The 14,466-nt window shown below is 43.2% G+C and carries 18 protein-coding genes; 2 read left to right on the top strand and 16 right to left on the bottom strand.

Translation table 11 applies throughout. The annotated features are described in order from the left end of the window. Position 1: 1 nt before the first annotated feature. Positions 2-529: an adenine phosphoribosyltransferase gene (locus ACFSYC_RS09410; RefSeq protein WP_377126241.1), complete on the bottom strand. Its 528-nt coding sequence runs from the start codon at positions 527-529 to the stop codon at positions 2-4. Next, positions 526-1,383, bottom strand: coding sequence for a ComEA family DNA-binding protein (locus ACFSYC_RS09405; protein ID WP_377126238.1), 858 nt, complete (start codon positions 1,381-1,383; stop codon positions 526-528). The genes ACFSYC_RS09410 and ACFSYC_RS09405 overlap by 4 nt, the downstream gene beginning before the upstream one ends. Positions 1,384-1,455: 72 nt before the next feature. On the opposite strand from ACFSYC_RS09405, the gene ACFSYC_RS09400 reads away from it, so the two are divergent. Continuing rightward, positions 1,456-3,210 (top strand): lysophospholipid acyltransferase family protein, encoded by a 1,755-nt coding sequence (locus ACFSYC_RS09400; RefSeq protein WP_377126235.1) that lies wholly within the window; start codon positions 1,456-1,458, stop codon positions 3,208-3,210. 113 nt (positions 3,211-3,323) lie between these two features. Here the strand turns inward: ACFSYC_RS09400 and ACFSYC_RS09395 are convergent, their stop codons facing one another. From ACFSYC_RS09395 to ACFSYC_RS09340, 12 genes are all read right to left on the bottom strand, one after another. Next, entirely contained in the window at positions 3,324-3,848 is a 525-nt protein-coding gene (locus ACFSYC_RS09395; protein WP_377126232.1) for an Mpo1 family 2-hydroxy fatty acid dioxygenase, read from the bottom strand. 221 nt (positions 3,849-4,069) lie between these two features. Beyond that, the gene (rny, locus tag ACFSYC_RS09390) at positions 4,070-5,632 is read right to left on the bottom strand and encodes a ribonuclease Y (protein ID WP_377126229.1); all 1,563 of its coding nucleotides are present in this window, start codon (positions 5,630-5,632) and stop codon (positions 4,070-4,072) included. A gap of 240 nt (positions 5,633-5,872) precedes the next feature. Then, the gene (locus tag ACFSYC_RS09385) at positions 5,873-6,166 is read right to left on the bottom strand and encodes a cell division protein ZapA (protein WP_377126227.1); all 294 of its coding nucleotides are present in this window, start codon (positions 6,164-6,166) and stop codon (positions 5,873-5,875) included. 22 nt (positions 6,167-6,188) lie between these two features. Next, the gene (locus tag ACFSYC_RS09380; protein ID WP_377126224.1) at positions 6,189-6,479 is read right to left on the bottom strand and encodes a hypothetical protein; all 291 of its coding nucleotides are present in this window, start codon (positions 6,477-6,479) and stop codon (positions 6,189-6,191) included. 45 nt (positions 6,480-6,524) lie between these two features. Continuing rightward, on the bottom strand, positions 6,525-6,899 hold the full coding sequence (locus tag ACFSYC_RS09375) for a four helix bundle protein (RefSeq protein WP_377126221.1): 375 nt from the start codon (positions 6,897-6,899) through the stop codon (positions 6,525-6,527). A gap of 35 nt (positions 6,900-6,934) precedes the next feature. Further along, entirely contained in the window at positions 6,935-9,334 is a 2,400-nt protein-coding gene (pheT, locus tag ACFSYC_RS09370) for a phenylalanine--tRNA ligase subunit beta (RefSeq protein ID WP_377126218.1), read from the bottom strand. A 115-nt stretch (positions 9,335-9,449) separates the two neighbouring features. Further along, positions 9,450-9,695, bottom strand: coding sequence for a hypothetical protein (locus ACFSYC_RS09365; protein WP_377126215.1), 246 nt, complete (start codon positions 9,693-9,695; stop codon positions 9,450-9,452). 81 nt (positions 9,696-9,776) lie between these two features. Further along, a complete protein-coding gene (locus tag ACFSYC_RS09360) occupies positions 9,777-10,199 on the bottom strand; it encodes a hypothetical protein (RefSeq protein WP_377126212.1) in 423 nt (140 codons plus the stop codon). Further along, positions 10,196-10,894 carry a RadC family protein gene (gene radC / locus ACFSYC_RS09355; RefSeq protein ID WP_377126209.1) on the bottom strand — a complete coding sequence of 233 codons (699 nt, stop codon included), beginning with the start codon at positions 10,892-10,894 and terminating at the stop codon, positions 10,196-10,198. Before radC ends, ACFSYC_RS09360 begins: the two co-directional genes overlap by 4 nt. Before the next feature lie 185 nt (positions 10,895-11,079). After that, positions 11,080-11,334 (bottom strand): 30S ribosomal protein S20, encoded by a 255-nt coding sequence (gene rpsT / locus ACFSYC_RS09350; protein WP_377126206.1) that lies wholly within the window; start codon positions 11,332-11,334, stop codon positions 11,080-11,082. Between the two features lie 113 nt (positions 11,335-11,447). Beyond that, entirely contained in the window at positions 11,448-11,702 is a 255-nt protein-coding gene (locus tag ACFSYC_RS09345) for a type II toxin-antitoxin system RelE family toxin (RefSeq protein ID WP_377126203.1), read from the bottom strand. A gap of 3 nt (positions 11,703-11,705) precedes the next feature. Beyond that, positions 11,706-11,912, bottom strand: coding sequence for a hypothetical protein (locus ACFSYC_RS09340; RefSeq protein ID WP_377126200.1), 207 nt, complete (start codon positions 11,910-11,912; stop codon positions 11,706-11,708). 96 nt (positions 11,913-12,008) lie between these two features. Between ACFSYC_RS09340 and ACFSYC_RS09335 the strand changes: the two genes are divergently transcribed. Next, positions 12,009-12,974, top strand: coding sequence for a zinc dependent phospholipase C family protein (locus tag ACFSYC_RS09335; RefSeq protein ID WP_377126198.1), 966 nt, complete (start codon positions 12,009-12,011; stop codon positions 12,972-12,974). 62 nt (positions 12,975-13,036) lie between these two features. On the opposite strand, the gene ACFSYC_RS09330 is transcribed toward ACFSYC_RS09335, so the two are convergent. Beyond that, complete coding sequence (locus ACFSYC_RS09330; protein WP_377126195.1) at positions 13,037-13,684, bottom strand: DedA family protein; 648 nt, start codon at positions 13,682-13,684, stop codon at positions 13,037-13,039. Between the two features lie 49 nt (positions 13,685-13,733). Continuing rightward, positions 13,734-14,462, bottom strand: coding sequence for a DUF4397 domain-containing protein (locus ACFSYC_RS09325; RefSeq protein WP_377126192.1), 729 nt, complete (start codon positions 14,460-14,462; stop codon positions 13,734-13,736). Positions 14,463-14,466: the final 4 nt, after the last annotated feature.

Raw genomic sequence — 14,466 nt, 5'->3', positions numbered from 1 at the left:
ATCAATATTCTGCTAATACAATAATGTTATTACTGATGGGTGCTATGCGTTCTTTACCTTTTAAAAAGCCTAAACCAACTACAAACGAGAAGCCTGAAACCACGCCACCCATCTCTTGTATCAAATCGCTGGCAGCGGTTACGGTGCCGCCGGTAGCCAGCAGGTCATCATGCAATAATATATGCTGGCCGGGCTCAAAAGCATCGGTATGCATTTCAATAGTGGCAGTGCCGTACTCTAACTCGTAAGCTTTTTGTTTGATGCTGTACGGTAATTTGCCCGCTTTACGTACAGGAACAAAGGGCACGCCCAACCGGGTAGCTAATGTTAAACCGAACAGGAAGCCGCGGCTCTCAACCCCGGCAACAGCATCAATGCGGATGCCTTTTAGTTTTTCTATAAAAGCGTCGATAATTCCCTCGCACAGCGCGGGGTCTTTTAAAATGGTGGTAATATCTTTAAATACAATGCCCGGTTTCGGGAAATCGGGGATATCGCGTACGGCTGATTTGATTTGCTGCTCTATCATTTGAAATTGATGTAAGGCTCAATTTTACGCAAAATTGTATCATCAAGTATAGCTATATTTTGCAAATCGGCTATTGAACTATAATTGCCATGTTGTAAACGATATTGTATTATGGCATTGGTTTGTTTATTAGTGAGATACGGGAATTTGCGCAGCCCTTCAAAGTCAACTTCGTTAATGTTTATCTTACTAATACGCGCCGGGTTAACCCTTACCTGGCCGGCCATACCGGCATACTTTTCAGCGTCAATACCGTAAACATCTTTGAGTTGCTCCTTGCTCAAAAAGCCACCCAACCGTTTGCGGTAGGCCACTATCCGTGCCGCGAAGGCGGGGCCTACGCCCGGTATGCGGGTAAGTTTGGCCGAGTCGGCATTGTTAAGTTCTACGGTTTCGCCGGCTATGAGTTTATTGCTGGGGGCATCAGTCTCGCCGGGGATATTGATATAGCTTTCAAGGCGTTTGTAATCTTCGGCAGTTATGCTGTACATCTTCTGCACATCTTGCTTACGATAAAAATGCCCGCCTTTGGCTTCGTAGTTTTTAATGGTGGCTATTTGCTTATCGCTTAGTCCAAGTTGTCGCCATTGATCGGCAGGCAAATTATTGGGGTTGAAGGCGAAGGGTTTCGCTTTAGCAGTGGTTGAAGATACGTCGTTAATATCGTCCCCCGTCACTTGCTTTAACAGGGCTATATCTGTTTCAAAATCCTTAAAATCTACCGCTTTAGGCGGATTATAATATTCATAAACATACGGCGCGCCAAGTATAGCAGCTACCAGTATCAGAAACACTACCAAGCCGTTCCATTGCGTTTTTGTGACAGACAGGTAATTTTTCAGTTGCGACTTCATTGGTTCGGGAAATTCTGCGATTAAAGTAATAAATTTAAAACATATTTACAGCGCAATACGCAGCTACCCACAATGAAGATCATTACTACCGAAGAATTTGCCAAAGCTACCAAACTTGACAGATTGAAACTGCCCGGCCTTGCATCATTCCTGATGGAACTGATGAAGATAAACCAGGTAAACGAGCTGTTTGAGCAATCCGAGGATCAACAAGGCATTGCGTTTATAGATGCTATATTAAAGGGTTGTGGTGTCGAGGTAGAGTTTGATGAGCAGGAATTGAAAAACATCCCGGCCAAAGGCGCCTTCATCGCCATAGCAAACCACCCATATGGCGGTATTGAGGGGCTTGTATTTTTAAAGATGCTGTTATTGGCACGGCCTGACGCTAAACTGATGGCCAACTTCCTATTAAAAAAGATCCCTAACCTGAGCGAGTATTTCATTGCGGTAAACCCCTTCGAAAACATCGACCATTCATCAAGTATCAGCGGGTTAAAAAACACGCTGCAATTACTAAAAGAGGGCACGCCTATCGGTATTTTCCCGGCGGGCGAGGTATCAACTTTTAAACTGGACAAACAAGAGGTTACCGACAGGCTTTGGCACCCGGTAGTGGGTAAGATCATCGCGAAAGCAAAAGTGCCGGTTGTGCCCATATACTTCCATGGTAACAACGGCTTGCTGTTTAATTTATTGAGCCTGATACACCCTGCCCTGCGCACCGCCAAGTTACCGTCTGAGCTTTTTAACAAGCAAGGACAAACGATCAGGCTGCGCATTGGCAAGCCAATTAAGGTTGACGACATCCCTAATAATAACAACCCCGGCAAGCTGCTCAACTTTTTAAGGGCACGCACCTACGCGCTGGGGTCGGGACTGGAAGAGGAGAAAAAGATCTTTGATCCGCGTAATCTGTTCAAAATAAAAAAAAAGCAACAAGAGATCGTTAAGGCTATTAACCCTGATGCTTTAGAGAAAGAGGTGGACGGTATGCGCGATAATTATAAGATTTGGACTGAGAAAAACTACGAGGTATTTATTGTGCCCACATCTGCCATTCCATGCATGATACGCGAGATAGGGCGGCTGCGCGAGGTCACCTTCCGCGAGATTGGCGAGGGCACCAACAAGGCTACCGACCTTGACGAATATGACATTTACTATCAACACCTGTTTATATGGGACGCTGATGCCAAAATGCTGGTAGGCGCCTACCGCATTGGCTTGGGTGACGAGATATTTTACAGCTTAGGAAAAGACGGTTTTTATATTGCCGAACTATTTAAGATCAAGGAGCAATTTACCCCCATATTGCGCAAATGCCTTGAACTGGGCCGCTCATGGATCCGGAAAGAATACCAGGGCAAACCGTTACCATTATACTTACTCTGGAAAGGGATAATGAAGTTTTTGCTGGATAATCCGCGCTACAAGTATTTGATAGGCCCGGTTAGTATAAGTAACTCGTTTTCTACGTTTTCAAAGTCGCTTATTGTTGATTACATCAACCGCAATCATTTTGACCATGAGTTAGCGCAGTTTGTTAAGCCCCGTAAAAAGTTTAAGGTCGATTTTTCGAGTATAGATACAGATATTCTTTTAGAAGGTAAAGATACCTTTAAAGGCTTGGATCAGCTGATATCGCAGGTTGAAACGCAGCACATCAAAGTGCCTGTGCTGCTGCGCCAATACATTGCGCTTAATGCCAGGATCATCAGCTTTAATATCGACCCAAAGTTTTCAGATTCGCTGGACGGTTTCCTGGTGTTAGAAGTAGATAACATCCCGCAGGATACGCTAGATATGTTAGGGAAAAATTTGTAGAGCCCCCTCTTAAATCTCCCCCGATAGGGTAAACTATAACAATCAAAGCCCCCCCTTCCGGGGAGGGGTGGGTGGGGCTGTCCCTCCCTACCGGGGTAGCTTGGGTGGGGCTTTTAATACTTCAGCCCAAATTTTTTCATCACCAAGCTTAACAACCACAGCGGTGCTGTCAGTATAAATTTAAACTCGTCAGAAAAAGTTGGTTTTTTACCTTCTATACGATAACCTATAAATTGCAGTAGGTTGGCAGTTACAAACAAAAAGATACAAACTTGCGGCAACAGGTAGCCCTTATCTACCGCCTGCAACTGTGTAATGCCGTAAGTTATGGCAAACAATACAAGCAACATGGCATACGACATGAGCGGCGACAAACGCATGTAGTAATAAACAGCGAACGCTATTACAAACGACGCCCAGTTAAGGTAACCGTTGTAAACGCCTAAAAATTTCAAAGCCGGAAACGGCAACGACCATATAAAGCCCAACACGCTGAACAATATCACCGGAATGCATATGTAATTGATGATGCGATTAACCGGCTTTTGATGAAAGCTATCGTACTGGCTGATCGCTACGTCAATAGGCCGTAGATCTGTTTTGGGTTGGGGTGTGGGTTTTTGCTTTTTTGATGCCATAATGCGACTATGAGCGCCAACTCATAATAATTAGTTTGTCATCCTGAGCATAGCGAAGGATCTTATTCGTTTAGCAGGCCGGATTGCTTAGCAGGCGTAGAAGACGCTTCGTTCCTCAGAATGGCAATTTGCGATATATTTTGTCATTGCGAGTGTAGCGTGGCAATCGCGAACTTACAGCGTGCGATTGCTTCGTACCTCGCAATGACAATATCTATTTATTACTTGGCAAACGCTACCGCCCTTGTTTCGCGGATAACAGTTACTTTGATCTGGCCCGGGTAGGTCATCTCTGTTTGTATACGGTTTGATATGTCGGCAGCCAGTATTTCTGATTGCGCGTCGCTGATCTTCTCGCTCTCTACAACCACACGCAGCTCGCGGCCGGCCTGGATAGCAAAAGTTTTCTCTACTCCCGGGTATGACATGGCCAGCTCTTCCAGCTCTTTTAAACGCTTGATGTAGCCTTCTACCACCTCGCGGCGTGCGCCGGGACGTGCACCTGATATAGCATCACAAACCTGGATGATTGGTGACAGCATAGAGGTCATCTCCACCTCGTCGTGGTGAGCGCCAATAGCGTTACAAACTTCAGGGTGTTCTTTATATTTCTCGGCCAGTTGCATACCTAAAATTGCGTGAGGCAATTCCGGGTTATCATCAGGCACTTTCCCAATATCGTGCAGTAAGCCTGCACGTTTAGCCAATTTAACGTTAAGGCCTAATTCGGCAGCCATAGTGGCGCAAAAGTTAGCTACCTCGCGCGAGTGCTGTAGCAGATTTTGTCCGTAAGATGAACGGTAACGCATACGGCCTACCATACGGATCAACTCGGGGTGCAAACCGGTGATACCAAGATCTATCACGGTACGCTCGCCAATCTCAACAATCTCTTCTTCTATCTGCTTTTTGGTTTTGGCAACCACTTCTTCAATACGTGCCGGGTGGATACGACCATCTGTTACCAAACGGTGCATGGCCAAACGGGCAATCTCGCGCCTAACTGGGTCAAAGCCTGAAAGGATAATAGCTTCCGGAGTATCATCAACAATGATCTCTATACCCGTAGCAGCTTCCAGCGCGCGGATGTTACGTCCTTCGCGACCGATGATGCGGCCCTTAATCTCGTCGTTCTCTATGTTAAAGATAGATACGGTATTCTCAATAGCGGCCTCTGTAGCGGTACGCTGTATGGTTTGGATAACTATCTTTTTAGCTTCTTTAGTGGCGGTTAGTTTGGCTTCGTCAACAATGTCTTTGATCTGGGCCATCGCTTTTGAGCGGGCATCTTCGCGCAGGTTGTCAACCAATTGGTTTTTTGCATCCTCTGCAGACAGGCCTGCAATAGTTTCCAGCTGCTCAACGTGCTTATTTTTTAGCACTTCAACCTCTTCTTGTTTTGTAACAAGTATCTCCGTTTGGCGCTCAAGGTTCTGCTTAACCTTATCTAACTCACCTTCTTTACGGGCAAGATTTTCTATTTTTGAGTTAAATGATTGCTCTTTTTGCTTAACGCCGTTTTCGCGCTGAACTACCTCGTTGTTACGCGAATTTACTTCCTGCTCGTGCTCGGCTTTCATTTGTAAAAAGCGCTCTTTAGCTTCAAGCAATTTGTTTTTTCTTAATATCTCGGCATCGTTCTCTGCCTCTTTAAGAATCTTCTTAACTTTATTTTGAGCGTTAGCTTCCTGGTCCTTAAAAAGCTTGCGCAGTAAGAAACGGCCTATGCCAATCCCTGCAATTAAGCCTAAAAGGAGCCCTATTATTGAGTATAATATATTCATTGGTTTATAAAGGTTTATAATTTAGTATATAATAAAAAAACCGCGACTAAACTTTACGTGTCATGTATTTTAAAAACTTCGATACAGATATTTTAGAATCATGGGTTACCGTTAAACGTAATGAGTAACGCACGCCTCCTTGATCCGTAGATATTGAAGTGTTAAGTTTTTAATAGTGAAACATAAAATTCAACCGCGGTTAAATCTTAATTGGCTCTTGCAATATGTAAAGAACGTTATTTACGACTTAGAAAAAAATTCGTTCAGCATGTTGTCCAGTTGATAAACCTTATCGGCCACGTCAGTATCCTCTACCGTCACCTTTTTTTCTGCTTTTAATGATGATGTAGCGTAATGCAACACACTCATAGCCAGCAAATCCTGCTTATCTCTAACCGCGTAATTTTCCTGATATTCTTTTATGCGGTCGTTTATTAACTTAGCTGCCCTTCGTATTATTTCTTCTTCTTCCATGTTTACCTTTAAGGGGTAAACTCTGTCGGCAATATTTATTTTTATTGAGATTTCTCCCATCTGAGCTTGTTCACTTTCTGTGTTACTTTTTCAGTACCACAATGCACTTATCTATTTCCTGCACAAATTCGTTAATTTTTTGCTTAATATCAATACTTTTTTCATTTGTATCAGAAAACAACTTTGCAAATTTGACCGCTTTAACCCTTTCTTCAAGGTCTTTTACCTTAGCCAGACTGCCATTTAAGGCTGAATTTAATGTATCATTTTCTAACTTTAGCAAGTCATTTTCTTCAAGCAGTGCACTGCAAAGTTCGATCAAACGCTGGGTTTTATCGATAACACTATCAAGTTGATTTGCGGTTGATGACATTTTTTAAGATTGAAGATTAAAGTTTGAAGATTGGGTCTAAATAGTTTATCCGTTTTTTTGAGGTTGTTGATTTCTCAAATAAGTAATGTAACCGTTTAGCATTCTCAAACACGTTTCGTAATCGCCTTTAAATTTATTAAATATTTCTTCTGTAATGTATTTTTCGTCTAAAGCAACGATTAGATGATCTAGCGTTTCAATTAAAGATCCACGGGCGGTGATTAAAAATCTTGAAGAATCAATATAGTGAAATCTACCGTGCCCTTCGGCAATATTGTTTCCTACTGATCTTGATGAACGAATGATCTGATCGCTCAACCTGTATTTCTCTTCGGACGGAAACGACTTAGTTAATTGGGAAATATCGTTTCGCAATACTCTAGACCTTTGCCAAACTTCCAAATCTGTAAACGCCTTCATGCTAACACCAATCTTAAATCTTCAATCACCAATCTTTATTTCCTTATCTCTGCCCCTGCTTCCTTCTGCAAATTATAAATTAATTTCTGCATGATCGCGTCAATCGTTTTATCGGTCAGGGTTTTTTCAGCATCCTGGATAATAAAACTTAGCGCATATGATTTTTTACCGGCCGGCAATTTATCGCCCTGGTAAACATCAAACACTGTAACGTCCTTCAACAACTTACGCTCGGTACGCTGGGCTATTTGTTTAAGCTGACCGAAGGTGATATGATTATCAATCAACATGGAAAGATCACGCTTCACCGCCGGGAATTTGGAGATCTCCTGGTAAACGATCTTATTTTTCTTAACGATCTGCATCACCTGGTCGAAACTAAAATCGGCCCAAAAAACTTCTTTGTCAACATCGGCTTTCTTTAAGGCATCTTTACTTACTGACCCTAATTTAACCAGCGTTTTGCCATTTTTGATGTAGTTTAAACCATACGCCATTTTACTGCAAGTGGCATCCTCAACTGTTACATCGTTAATGTTTAGTTTTTGCAATATGCCGTCGACAATAGCTTTCAGGTTATAAAATGTAGCAGCGGTAGCCTTTTGGTTCCATTGTGCGGATGTTGTAGCACCGCTCATAAAGATAGCGAAGCGCTGGCTTTCGTTATACTTATCGTCCTTAATGCTGTAAACCTTACCAAACTCGTAAAATTTAACATCAGCGTTTTGGCGGTTTTGGTTGTAAGCGATAGCTTCCAGGCCCGAGTAAACCATGGTTTGGCGCATTACGTCCAGATCAGAGCTTAGCGGGTTTAATATTTTCACTGCTGAATCCAGGTCGCTTGAATAAGCAGACTTGGTTAACGAGTTAGACATGATCTCGTTAAAGCCATTAGCCGTTAACAAGTCACTCAGCATATTCTGAACCGTATCCTTTTCGGGCTTAGGCGACGCGCTAAGCGACGCACGCACCTGCGTTGGTATAGCAATGTTGTTATAGCCATAAATACGCAGGATCTCTTCTATCACATCTACATCGCGCGTTACATCAACACGGTAAGGCGGCACTTTCAAAATTACGCCTTCGGCAGATTCGCTTACGATTTGGATGTCCAGCGCGGTGATGATGGCCTTGATCTCCTCATGCGGGATAACCTGGCCTATCAGGCGATGCACGTTGGCATAGCCCAGGTCCACATCAAATGGGGCAACTGGGTTTGGATACAGGTCGATAATATCAGACGAGATTTGCCCGCCTGCAATTTCTTTGATCAGCAAGGCGGCACGTTTCAACGCAAACACCACCATATCCGGATCGGTACCACGCTCAAAACGGAACGAAGCATCAGTTTTAAGGTTATGGCGCTTTGCCGTTTTACGTACCGATACCGCGTTAAAATAAGCGCTCTCTAAAAATATACTTGTCGTAGTAGCTTTAACACCCGAGTCGGCACCGCCAAATACCCCGGCAATACACATCGGCACCTCGGCATTACAGATCATCAGGTCATCGGCAGATAGCTTACGATCTACATCATCCAGTGTTTTAAACACTGTGCCTTCGGCTACATTTTTTACAATTACCTTGTTGCCTTTTATAGCATCGGCATCAAACGCGTGTAGTGGCTGGCCCAGATCATGCAATACATAATTAGTAGCATCAACCACATTGTTAATGGCACGCACGCCAATAACCGCCAAACGCTCTTTTAACCATTGCGGCGATTCTTTAACTTCGATACCAGAAATAGTTAAATCTGCATAACGCGGCGCGGCTGCTTCATTCTCAACCACTACCTCAATAACACGATCTGTGTTGTCTACCTTAAATGCAGAAACATCAGGCTTGGTGATACCAATTTTCAAAAAAGCGGCAATATCACGGGCAGTACCTAAGTGCGAAACAGCGTCGGCACGGTTGGGGGTTAAGCCAATCTCGTACATGTAGTCGTCGTTCAGCTTAAAGTATTCTTTAGCAAGTGTGCCTACCGGAGCATCTTCGGCCAAAATCATAATACCATCGTGGCTATTGCCTAAGCCGATCTCGTCTTCGGCGCAGATCATCCCAAGGGAAACCTCGCCACGGATCTTTGATTCTTTGATAAGGAAGGGTTCGCCTGTTGTCGGGTGCACAGTGGTGCCTACCGTAGCCACAACTACTTTTTGGCCGGCAGCAACGTTGGCAGCGCCGCAAACTATCTGTAGGTCGGCAGGGCCGCCTACGTCAACTTTGGTAACCTTTAGGCGGTCGGCATTGGGGTGCTGGGCGGTTTCTTTAACAAAACCAATTACCAAGCCCTCTAAACCACCGGGAATAGCCTGTACTTTCTCCACGCTCTCTACCTCTAAACCAGTACCGGTTAATATCGTCGAGATTTCTTGGGGAGATTTATCTGTATTTACGAATTCTTTAAGCCAATTATAGGATATCTTCATTATAACGAAACGATAATCGGCAAAGATACAATTTAAGGTTAAAGGCGGAAAGGCAAAAGGTGAAAGGTTATACCCCTACCTTTTACCTTTCCGCCTTTAAAATTTTATCTCAATATTATTCGTCGTCATCAGTACTATTGTCCCCATCATCATCCAAATTCAGGGTGTATGATGGTTCAGAAGCTTCATAAGCCTGATCTAATGCGTCAGTGTCGGCTTCTACCATCCCTGAATCATATTCGGCCTCGGTGTCAAATCCGTTCGAGTGAATATCCTGCTGGCTGGTTTGCTCAACCTCTTGTGGTTGTGAGTCGTCTATGGGCAATTCTACTGGTAATAATTCGTCGTCTGGAGCTATCATGGTGGTATGTTTTATTTATAGAACAGTATATATAAGGTGTTGTTTGACACCAGTCATTTATATCTGCTAAACTATATTATTTTAGAGCCCACGCTCCATTCTTATTTTAAATTCCTCTAACGTGATTAACCCTAATTTACTCAAAGCCATAGAAAAATATGGTTCCAATGCTTTTATGTCTATTACATCTTTAATATCATCCATTAAACTAACAATATCTTCAGTATCCTTAAAAAAATGTATTCTTTTCAACGCTGCAAGCTTTACGCTTACATCTGGATCATGTATAATTGAATACCTTACTAAAGGGTAAAAATCAGACTCGCCCAATTCGCCATAACGCATAATGGCCCTTATCTTATTATTAGAGTTTAACTTAACAAAGTTTGCTATCAATAGTTCTTCGGCTAGATCAAAATCCAACTCCTGGAACTGAAGCTTACTGTCTGTCCTCCACCCGCTAAAGAATCTCTTAATAATATTCATAGTCATTAACTTTTTCATATCACCCCTTCATCTGCGAAACTATAATAACCATCATTGGTAATAATCAAGTGATCAAGCACCTTGATATCTAACAATTTGCCCGCGCTGGCGATCTTCCTGGTGAGATCTATATCCAACTGGCTTGGCTTTAAGTTGCCTGATGGGTGGTTATGCGCCATCACAATAGACACCGCGTTTTGCTGCAAAGCTATGCTGAAGATGATTTTCGGGTCGGCTACGGTGCCGGTTAGGCCACCTTTGCTGATGAGTTCTTTAGCGGTTACTTTGCCGGCCTGGTTAAGCAGCAAAATCCAAAACTCTTCGTGGTTAAGGTCCATCAAAAAGCGGCGCAGGATATTGTAGGCGTCTTTACTGCCGGTTATGCTGTCCAGTACTTTAGTCTCAGTATCATTACGGCGGCGGCCAACCTCGAGCGCGGCAATTATAGAAATAGCTTTGGCTTCGCCGATGCCTTTAAATTTAGACAGGTCGGCGATAGACGCCTTACCCAGATTATTCAGATCGTTATCGTAATGGTGCAAAATACGCTTGCTTAGCTCAACCGCTGTTTCGGTGCGGCTGCCAGAGCTTATCAGTATCGCTATCAGCTCGGCATCGGTAAGCGCACGACGGCCCTGAGCGCTTAGCTTTTCGCGCGGACGGTCTTCTTCGGCCCATGATTTTATGCTTATTTTGGTGTCGTAAGATTGCAATTTGTCGGGACTAGGATTTATGGATTTGGGGACTACAGAATTTATATGTAGCTAAATATAGGCATCTATTTCAATTAACAAAAAGGCAGGCATCGTAAAATCTTTAATCCTATAAATTATTTCCCACAAAAAAAGGCGATGAGTTTTCACTCATCGCCTTTTACAATAATATCTTGATTAAGCTATTAGCTTAAAGCGTTAACAAATTTTGTAAGCTTCGATTTGTTGTTTGAAGCTTTGTTTTTGTGAATAACGTTTTTCTTAGCTAAACGATCTAACATAGAAATCACTTTTGTTAAAAGAGGAGCCGCATCAGCTTTGCTGGTTGTGCTTCTCAATCTCTTGATAGCGTTTCTGGTAGTTTTAGCTTGGTAACGGTTACGTAAGCGCTTCGCAGCGTTAGACCTGATTCTTTTTATTGATGATTTATGATTTGCCATTTTAGCTTGTTATTCTATTCTTATTTAAGGACTGCAAATATAGCGTGTTTATTTTAATTTACAAATGTGTTTTCAAAAATATTTTTAGGGATTGTCTCGGAGTCAGTTATCGCCTATTCATAAATATCTTTCCGGTGACCAATCGCTATAAGTTCTACTACTAATTCACTATCAAAAATGTCATAAACAATCCGATAGTTACCTACTCTTACTCTATAACCATCACGACCTTTTAACTTTTTATACCCTTGCGGCCGCGGGTTATCTGCCAAAGCGATTATAGCTTGCTTTATATTAGCATAGAAAGGGTCATTGATTTTCTCTAACTGTTTAAACGCTTGTTTACTAAAGCTTAATGAATAAGCCATAAATTAGCGGCGGTTAGATTCGATACTTTTAAAAACCTCATTCATAGGGATTCGCTCGCCAGTATCGTTACCTTTCGCCTCATCATATAATCTCACATCTTCAAGATCTTCTAGCTCCTCCATTAACTTATCAAACTCAATAGCGGGCAGAATGACTAAAGATTTATTTCCATCAGCATCTTTTATGTATTGTGGGTGTACTGTAAGCATCTTTTATACCATTTATTCAAAAATAGTTAAAGTATTTTAAACTACTATCAACCAAGGCCATTTAAGCTTATTTTCATAGTTTAGCCAACAATAAACATGAAACGCTTTTCCGGTATACTTTGCGGCCTACTACTCATCCTGCTCTGCTCCTCCTGGGGGTTTTATGGCCATTACCGCATTAACCGGTTGGCTGTTTTTACGCTGCCAAAAGCGATGTCCGGCTTTTACAAAGCGAATATCGAATTTATTACCGCCCACGCCGTAAGCGCTGATAAAAAGCGATGGCTTGACTCTACCGAAGCGCCAAGGCACTTTCTGGATGCCGACCATTATGGCAAAAAGCCTTTTAGGCTGATCCCGGAGCGGTGGACGGACGCCGTGGTCAAATATTCTGAGGATACCCTAAACAGGTATGGCAGCGTGCCCTGGAGCATCCAATCTAACTACTACTGGTTGGTTAAAGCCTTTAAAGCGCACGATACCGCCCGCATCCTGACCACATCGGCTAACCTGGCTCATTATATCGCCGATGCGCACACGCCCTTGCATCTTACCGAGAATCACGATGGTCAGCTTACAAACCAAGCCGGCATACATGCCCTTTGGGAAACCCGGCTGCCTGAACTGTTTGCTGCCAATTACAACTGCTATACCGGCAAGGCCCGTTATATTGAAAGCCCGATAAAAGAAGCTTTCAGCATCTGCCGCACTTCCTTTAGCCAGGCCGACTCGGTTTTGAGGCTACAGCGGGTACTTAATAAATACTATACCGACGATAAGAAATACGTACTGGTTATGCGTGGCAAGAGAAAAGTAAGAGATTTTTCGCCACAGTATTGCAAAGATTACCAACGCCTTATGCGTGGCATGGTGCAGCGCCGGATGCGATCAGCCGTACTAGCGGTGGGAAGTTTCTGGTATTCGGCTTGGGTAGATGCAGGGCAGCCGGACTTGAGCAAATTAATTGAAACGCCTTTGAGCGCTGATGATATCAGGAAATTAAATAGAGAAGAAGCAGTTTTCAGATCAGGCAGGATAGCGCCTTTTGAGGTAAAACCCTAAACGCGCCGACAATGTAGGGACGCATTGCATTGCGTCTCCTGCAGACAAAAGTACTTATGTGGTTATGCTTTTTTCTTCTTCCTGCCTTTAAATGCAGCGATGATTGGAGGGATAATAGACACCACGATAATACCGATACCGATCAAGGAAAAGTGCGCTTTAAAAAACGGCACGTTACCCAACATAAAGCCCGCGAACAAAAAGATCACTATCCAGCTGACGCCGCCAACAATATTGTACAGGCTATAACGGCCAAATGGCATGTGCCCTACCCCTGCAACAAAGGGCGCAATGGTACGTATTATAGGCATAAACCTGCTAAATATAACAGCCTTGCCACCATGCTTGTCAAAGAAAGCTTTGGTTTGCTGGTAGTACTCTAATTTAAGGATTTTGTTATCGGGTTTAAAAACCACTTCGCCGAAATAGCTACCCAAGAAATAGTTTGCGGTATTCCCTGCAAATGCAGCGACAATCAGCAGCAAAGCCAACAGGTAAATATTCAAGCCAGACTGTCCGCCGGCTATCAGGGCACCCGCGGCAAACAGCAGCGAGTCGCCGGGTAAAAACGGAGTTACTACAAAACCTGTTTCGGCAAATATAATAGCGAAGAGTATCAGGTAGGTCCAACCTTGATATTGGCTGGTAATGTCAACCAGGTGTTTATCTATGTGGAGAATGAAATCCAGTAGGGCTTTAATAAATTCCAATGTGATATAAATTTTGGATCAAAAATATGAATATAAATGAGATTTGTGCTTAGCGATTGCTGATAATACCTGCGCCGAAAGCAACTGAATCGGCACCACCTGCTACGCCGCGGCAAAACAGGGTATATACTTTACCCTCCTGTACAACCACTTCTCTAAAGGTTGATATTACGGTTGATGATCCGGCGGGCATGATCCTAATCTCGTAGGTTCCCGGCGGCACCTCTTTAAAGGGGGTAACAGCTTTATAAGTTACGCCAGAAAAAGCGATAGTACCATTTGCACTAACATCAAAAGCCGATGATTTTGGCGACGCGTTTACAAATCTTATTTTACCACGGCCCGGCGTTGGGTTGGCTGTGGTGTCAACCGTAAAAATTGATGTTACCCTATTGGCCGCGCTGCTGTCATTGCGCAGGCCGGTTACAAATAAGGTATATTTTACATTTGGTTTCAAAATATCCTTGCGCACTATAAAGTTACCGGTTGATATGGTAGGCGAATATGATCTAATCTGGATGGGCGTATCAATATTTGTTAACGAAAAATAGCCGGAAGGGGTTGGATACGAAAAAGAATAAGCATTTTGCTTTTGATAACCTACCCAAAGGTTTATGGGTTGCAAATCAGGACTGAGGTTAACCACCTGCATGGTAATACGCGAATTTGACGGAGTAACACCGCCATTATTTTTACCGCACGACGCTATAAATGGTAACACCAACAGGCCACCAAAACACATCGCCAGCAAAACCATTACCCTATTCTTATTAGCCATGTTG

Origin of the sequence: Mucilaginibacter antarcticus, from assembly GCF_042686155.1 — a bacterium.
Taxonomy (GTDB): domain Bacteria; phylum Bacteroidota; class Bacteroidia; order Sphingobacteriales; family Sphingobacteriaceae; genus Mucilaginibacter; species Mucilaginibacter antarcticus.
The sequence above is the reverse complement of the archived record's forward strand: the minus strand, read 5'-3'. Positions and strand labels throughout refer to the sequence as shown.

Bases quoted from the DNA above. Each gene is read 5' to 3' on its own strand.
- ACFSYC_RS09410 (WP_377126241.1), bottom strand. From the start codon at position 529: ATGATAGAGCAGCAAATCAAATCAGCCGTACGCGATATCCCCGATTTC.
- ACFSYC_RS09405 (WP_377126238.1), bottom strand. From the start codon at position 1,383: ATGAAGTCGCAACTGAAAAATTACCTGTCTGTCACAAAAACGCAATGG.
- ACFSYC_RS09400 (WP_377126235.1), top strand. From the start codon at position 1,456: ATGAAGATCATTACTACCGAAGAATTTGCCAAAGCTACCAAACTTGAC.
- ACFSYC_RS09395 (WP_377126232.1), bottom strand. From the start codon at position 3,848: ATGGCATCAAAAAAGCAAAAACCCACACCCCAACCCAAAACAGATCTA.
- rny (WP_377126229.1), bottom strand. From the start codon at position 5,632: ATGAATATATTATACTCAATAATAGGGCTCCTTTTAGGCTTAATTGCA.
- ACFSYC_RS09385 (WP_377126227.1), bottom strand. From the start codon at position 6,166: ATGGGAGAAATCTCAATAAAAATAAATATTGCCGACAGAGTTTACCCC.
- ACFSYC_RS09380 (WP_377126224.1), bottom strand. From the start codon at position 6,479: ATGTCATCAACCGCAAATCAACTTGATAGTGTTATCGATAAAACCCAG.
- ACFSYC_RS09375 (WP_377126221.1), bottom strand. From the start codon at position 6,899: ATGAAGGCGTTTACAGATTTGGAAGTTTGGCAAAGGTCTAGAGTATTG.
- pheT (WP_377126218.1), bottom strand. From the start codon at position 9,334: ATGAAGATATCCTATAATTGGCTTAAAGAATTCGTAAATACAGATAAA.
- ACFSYC_RS09365 (WP_377126215.1), bottom strand. From the start codon at position 9,695: ATGATAGCTCCAGACGACGAATTATTACCAGTAGAATTGCCCATAGAC.
- ACFSYC_RS09360 (WP_377126212.1), bottom strand. From the start codon at position 10,199: ATGAAAAAGTTAATGACTATGAATATTATTAAGAGATTCTTTAGCGGG.
- rpsT (WP_377126206.1), bottom strand. From the start codon at position 11,334: ATGGCAAATCATAAATCATCAATAAAAAGAATCAGGTCTAACGCTGCG.
- ACFSYC_RS09345 (WP_377126203.1), bottom strand. From the start codon at position 11,702: ATGGCTTATTCATTAAGCTTTAGTAAACAAGCGTTTAAACAGTTAGAG.
- ACFSYC_RS09340 (WP_377126200.1), bottom strand. From the start codon at position 11,912: ATGCTTACAGTACACCCACAATACATAAAAGATGCTGATGGAAATAAA.
- ACFSYC_RS09335 (WP_377126198.1), top strand. From the start codon at position 12,009: ATGAAACGCTTTTCCGGTATACTTTGCGGCCTACTACTCATCCTGCTC.
- ACFSYC_RS09325 (WP_377126192.1), bottom strand. From the start codon at position 14,462: ATGGCTAATAAGAATAGGGTAATGGTTTTGCTGGCGATGTGTTTTGGT.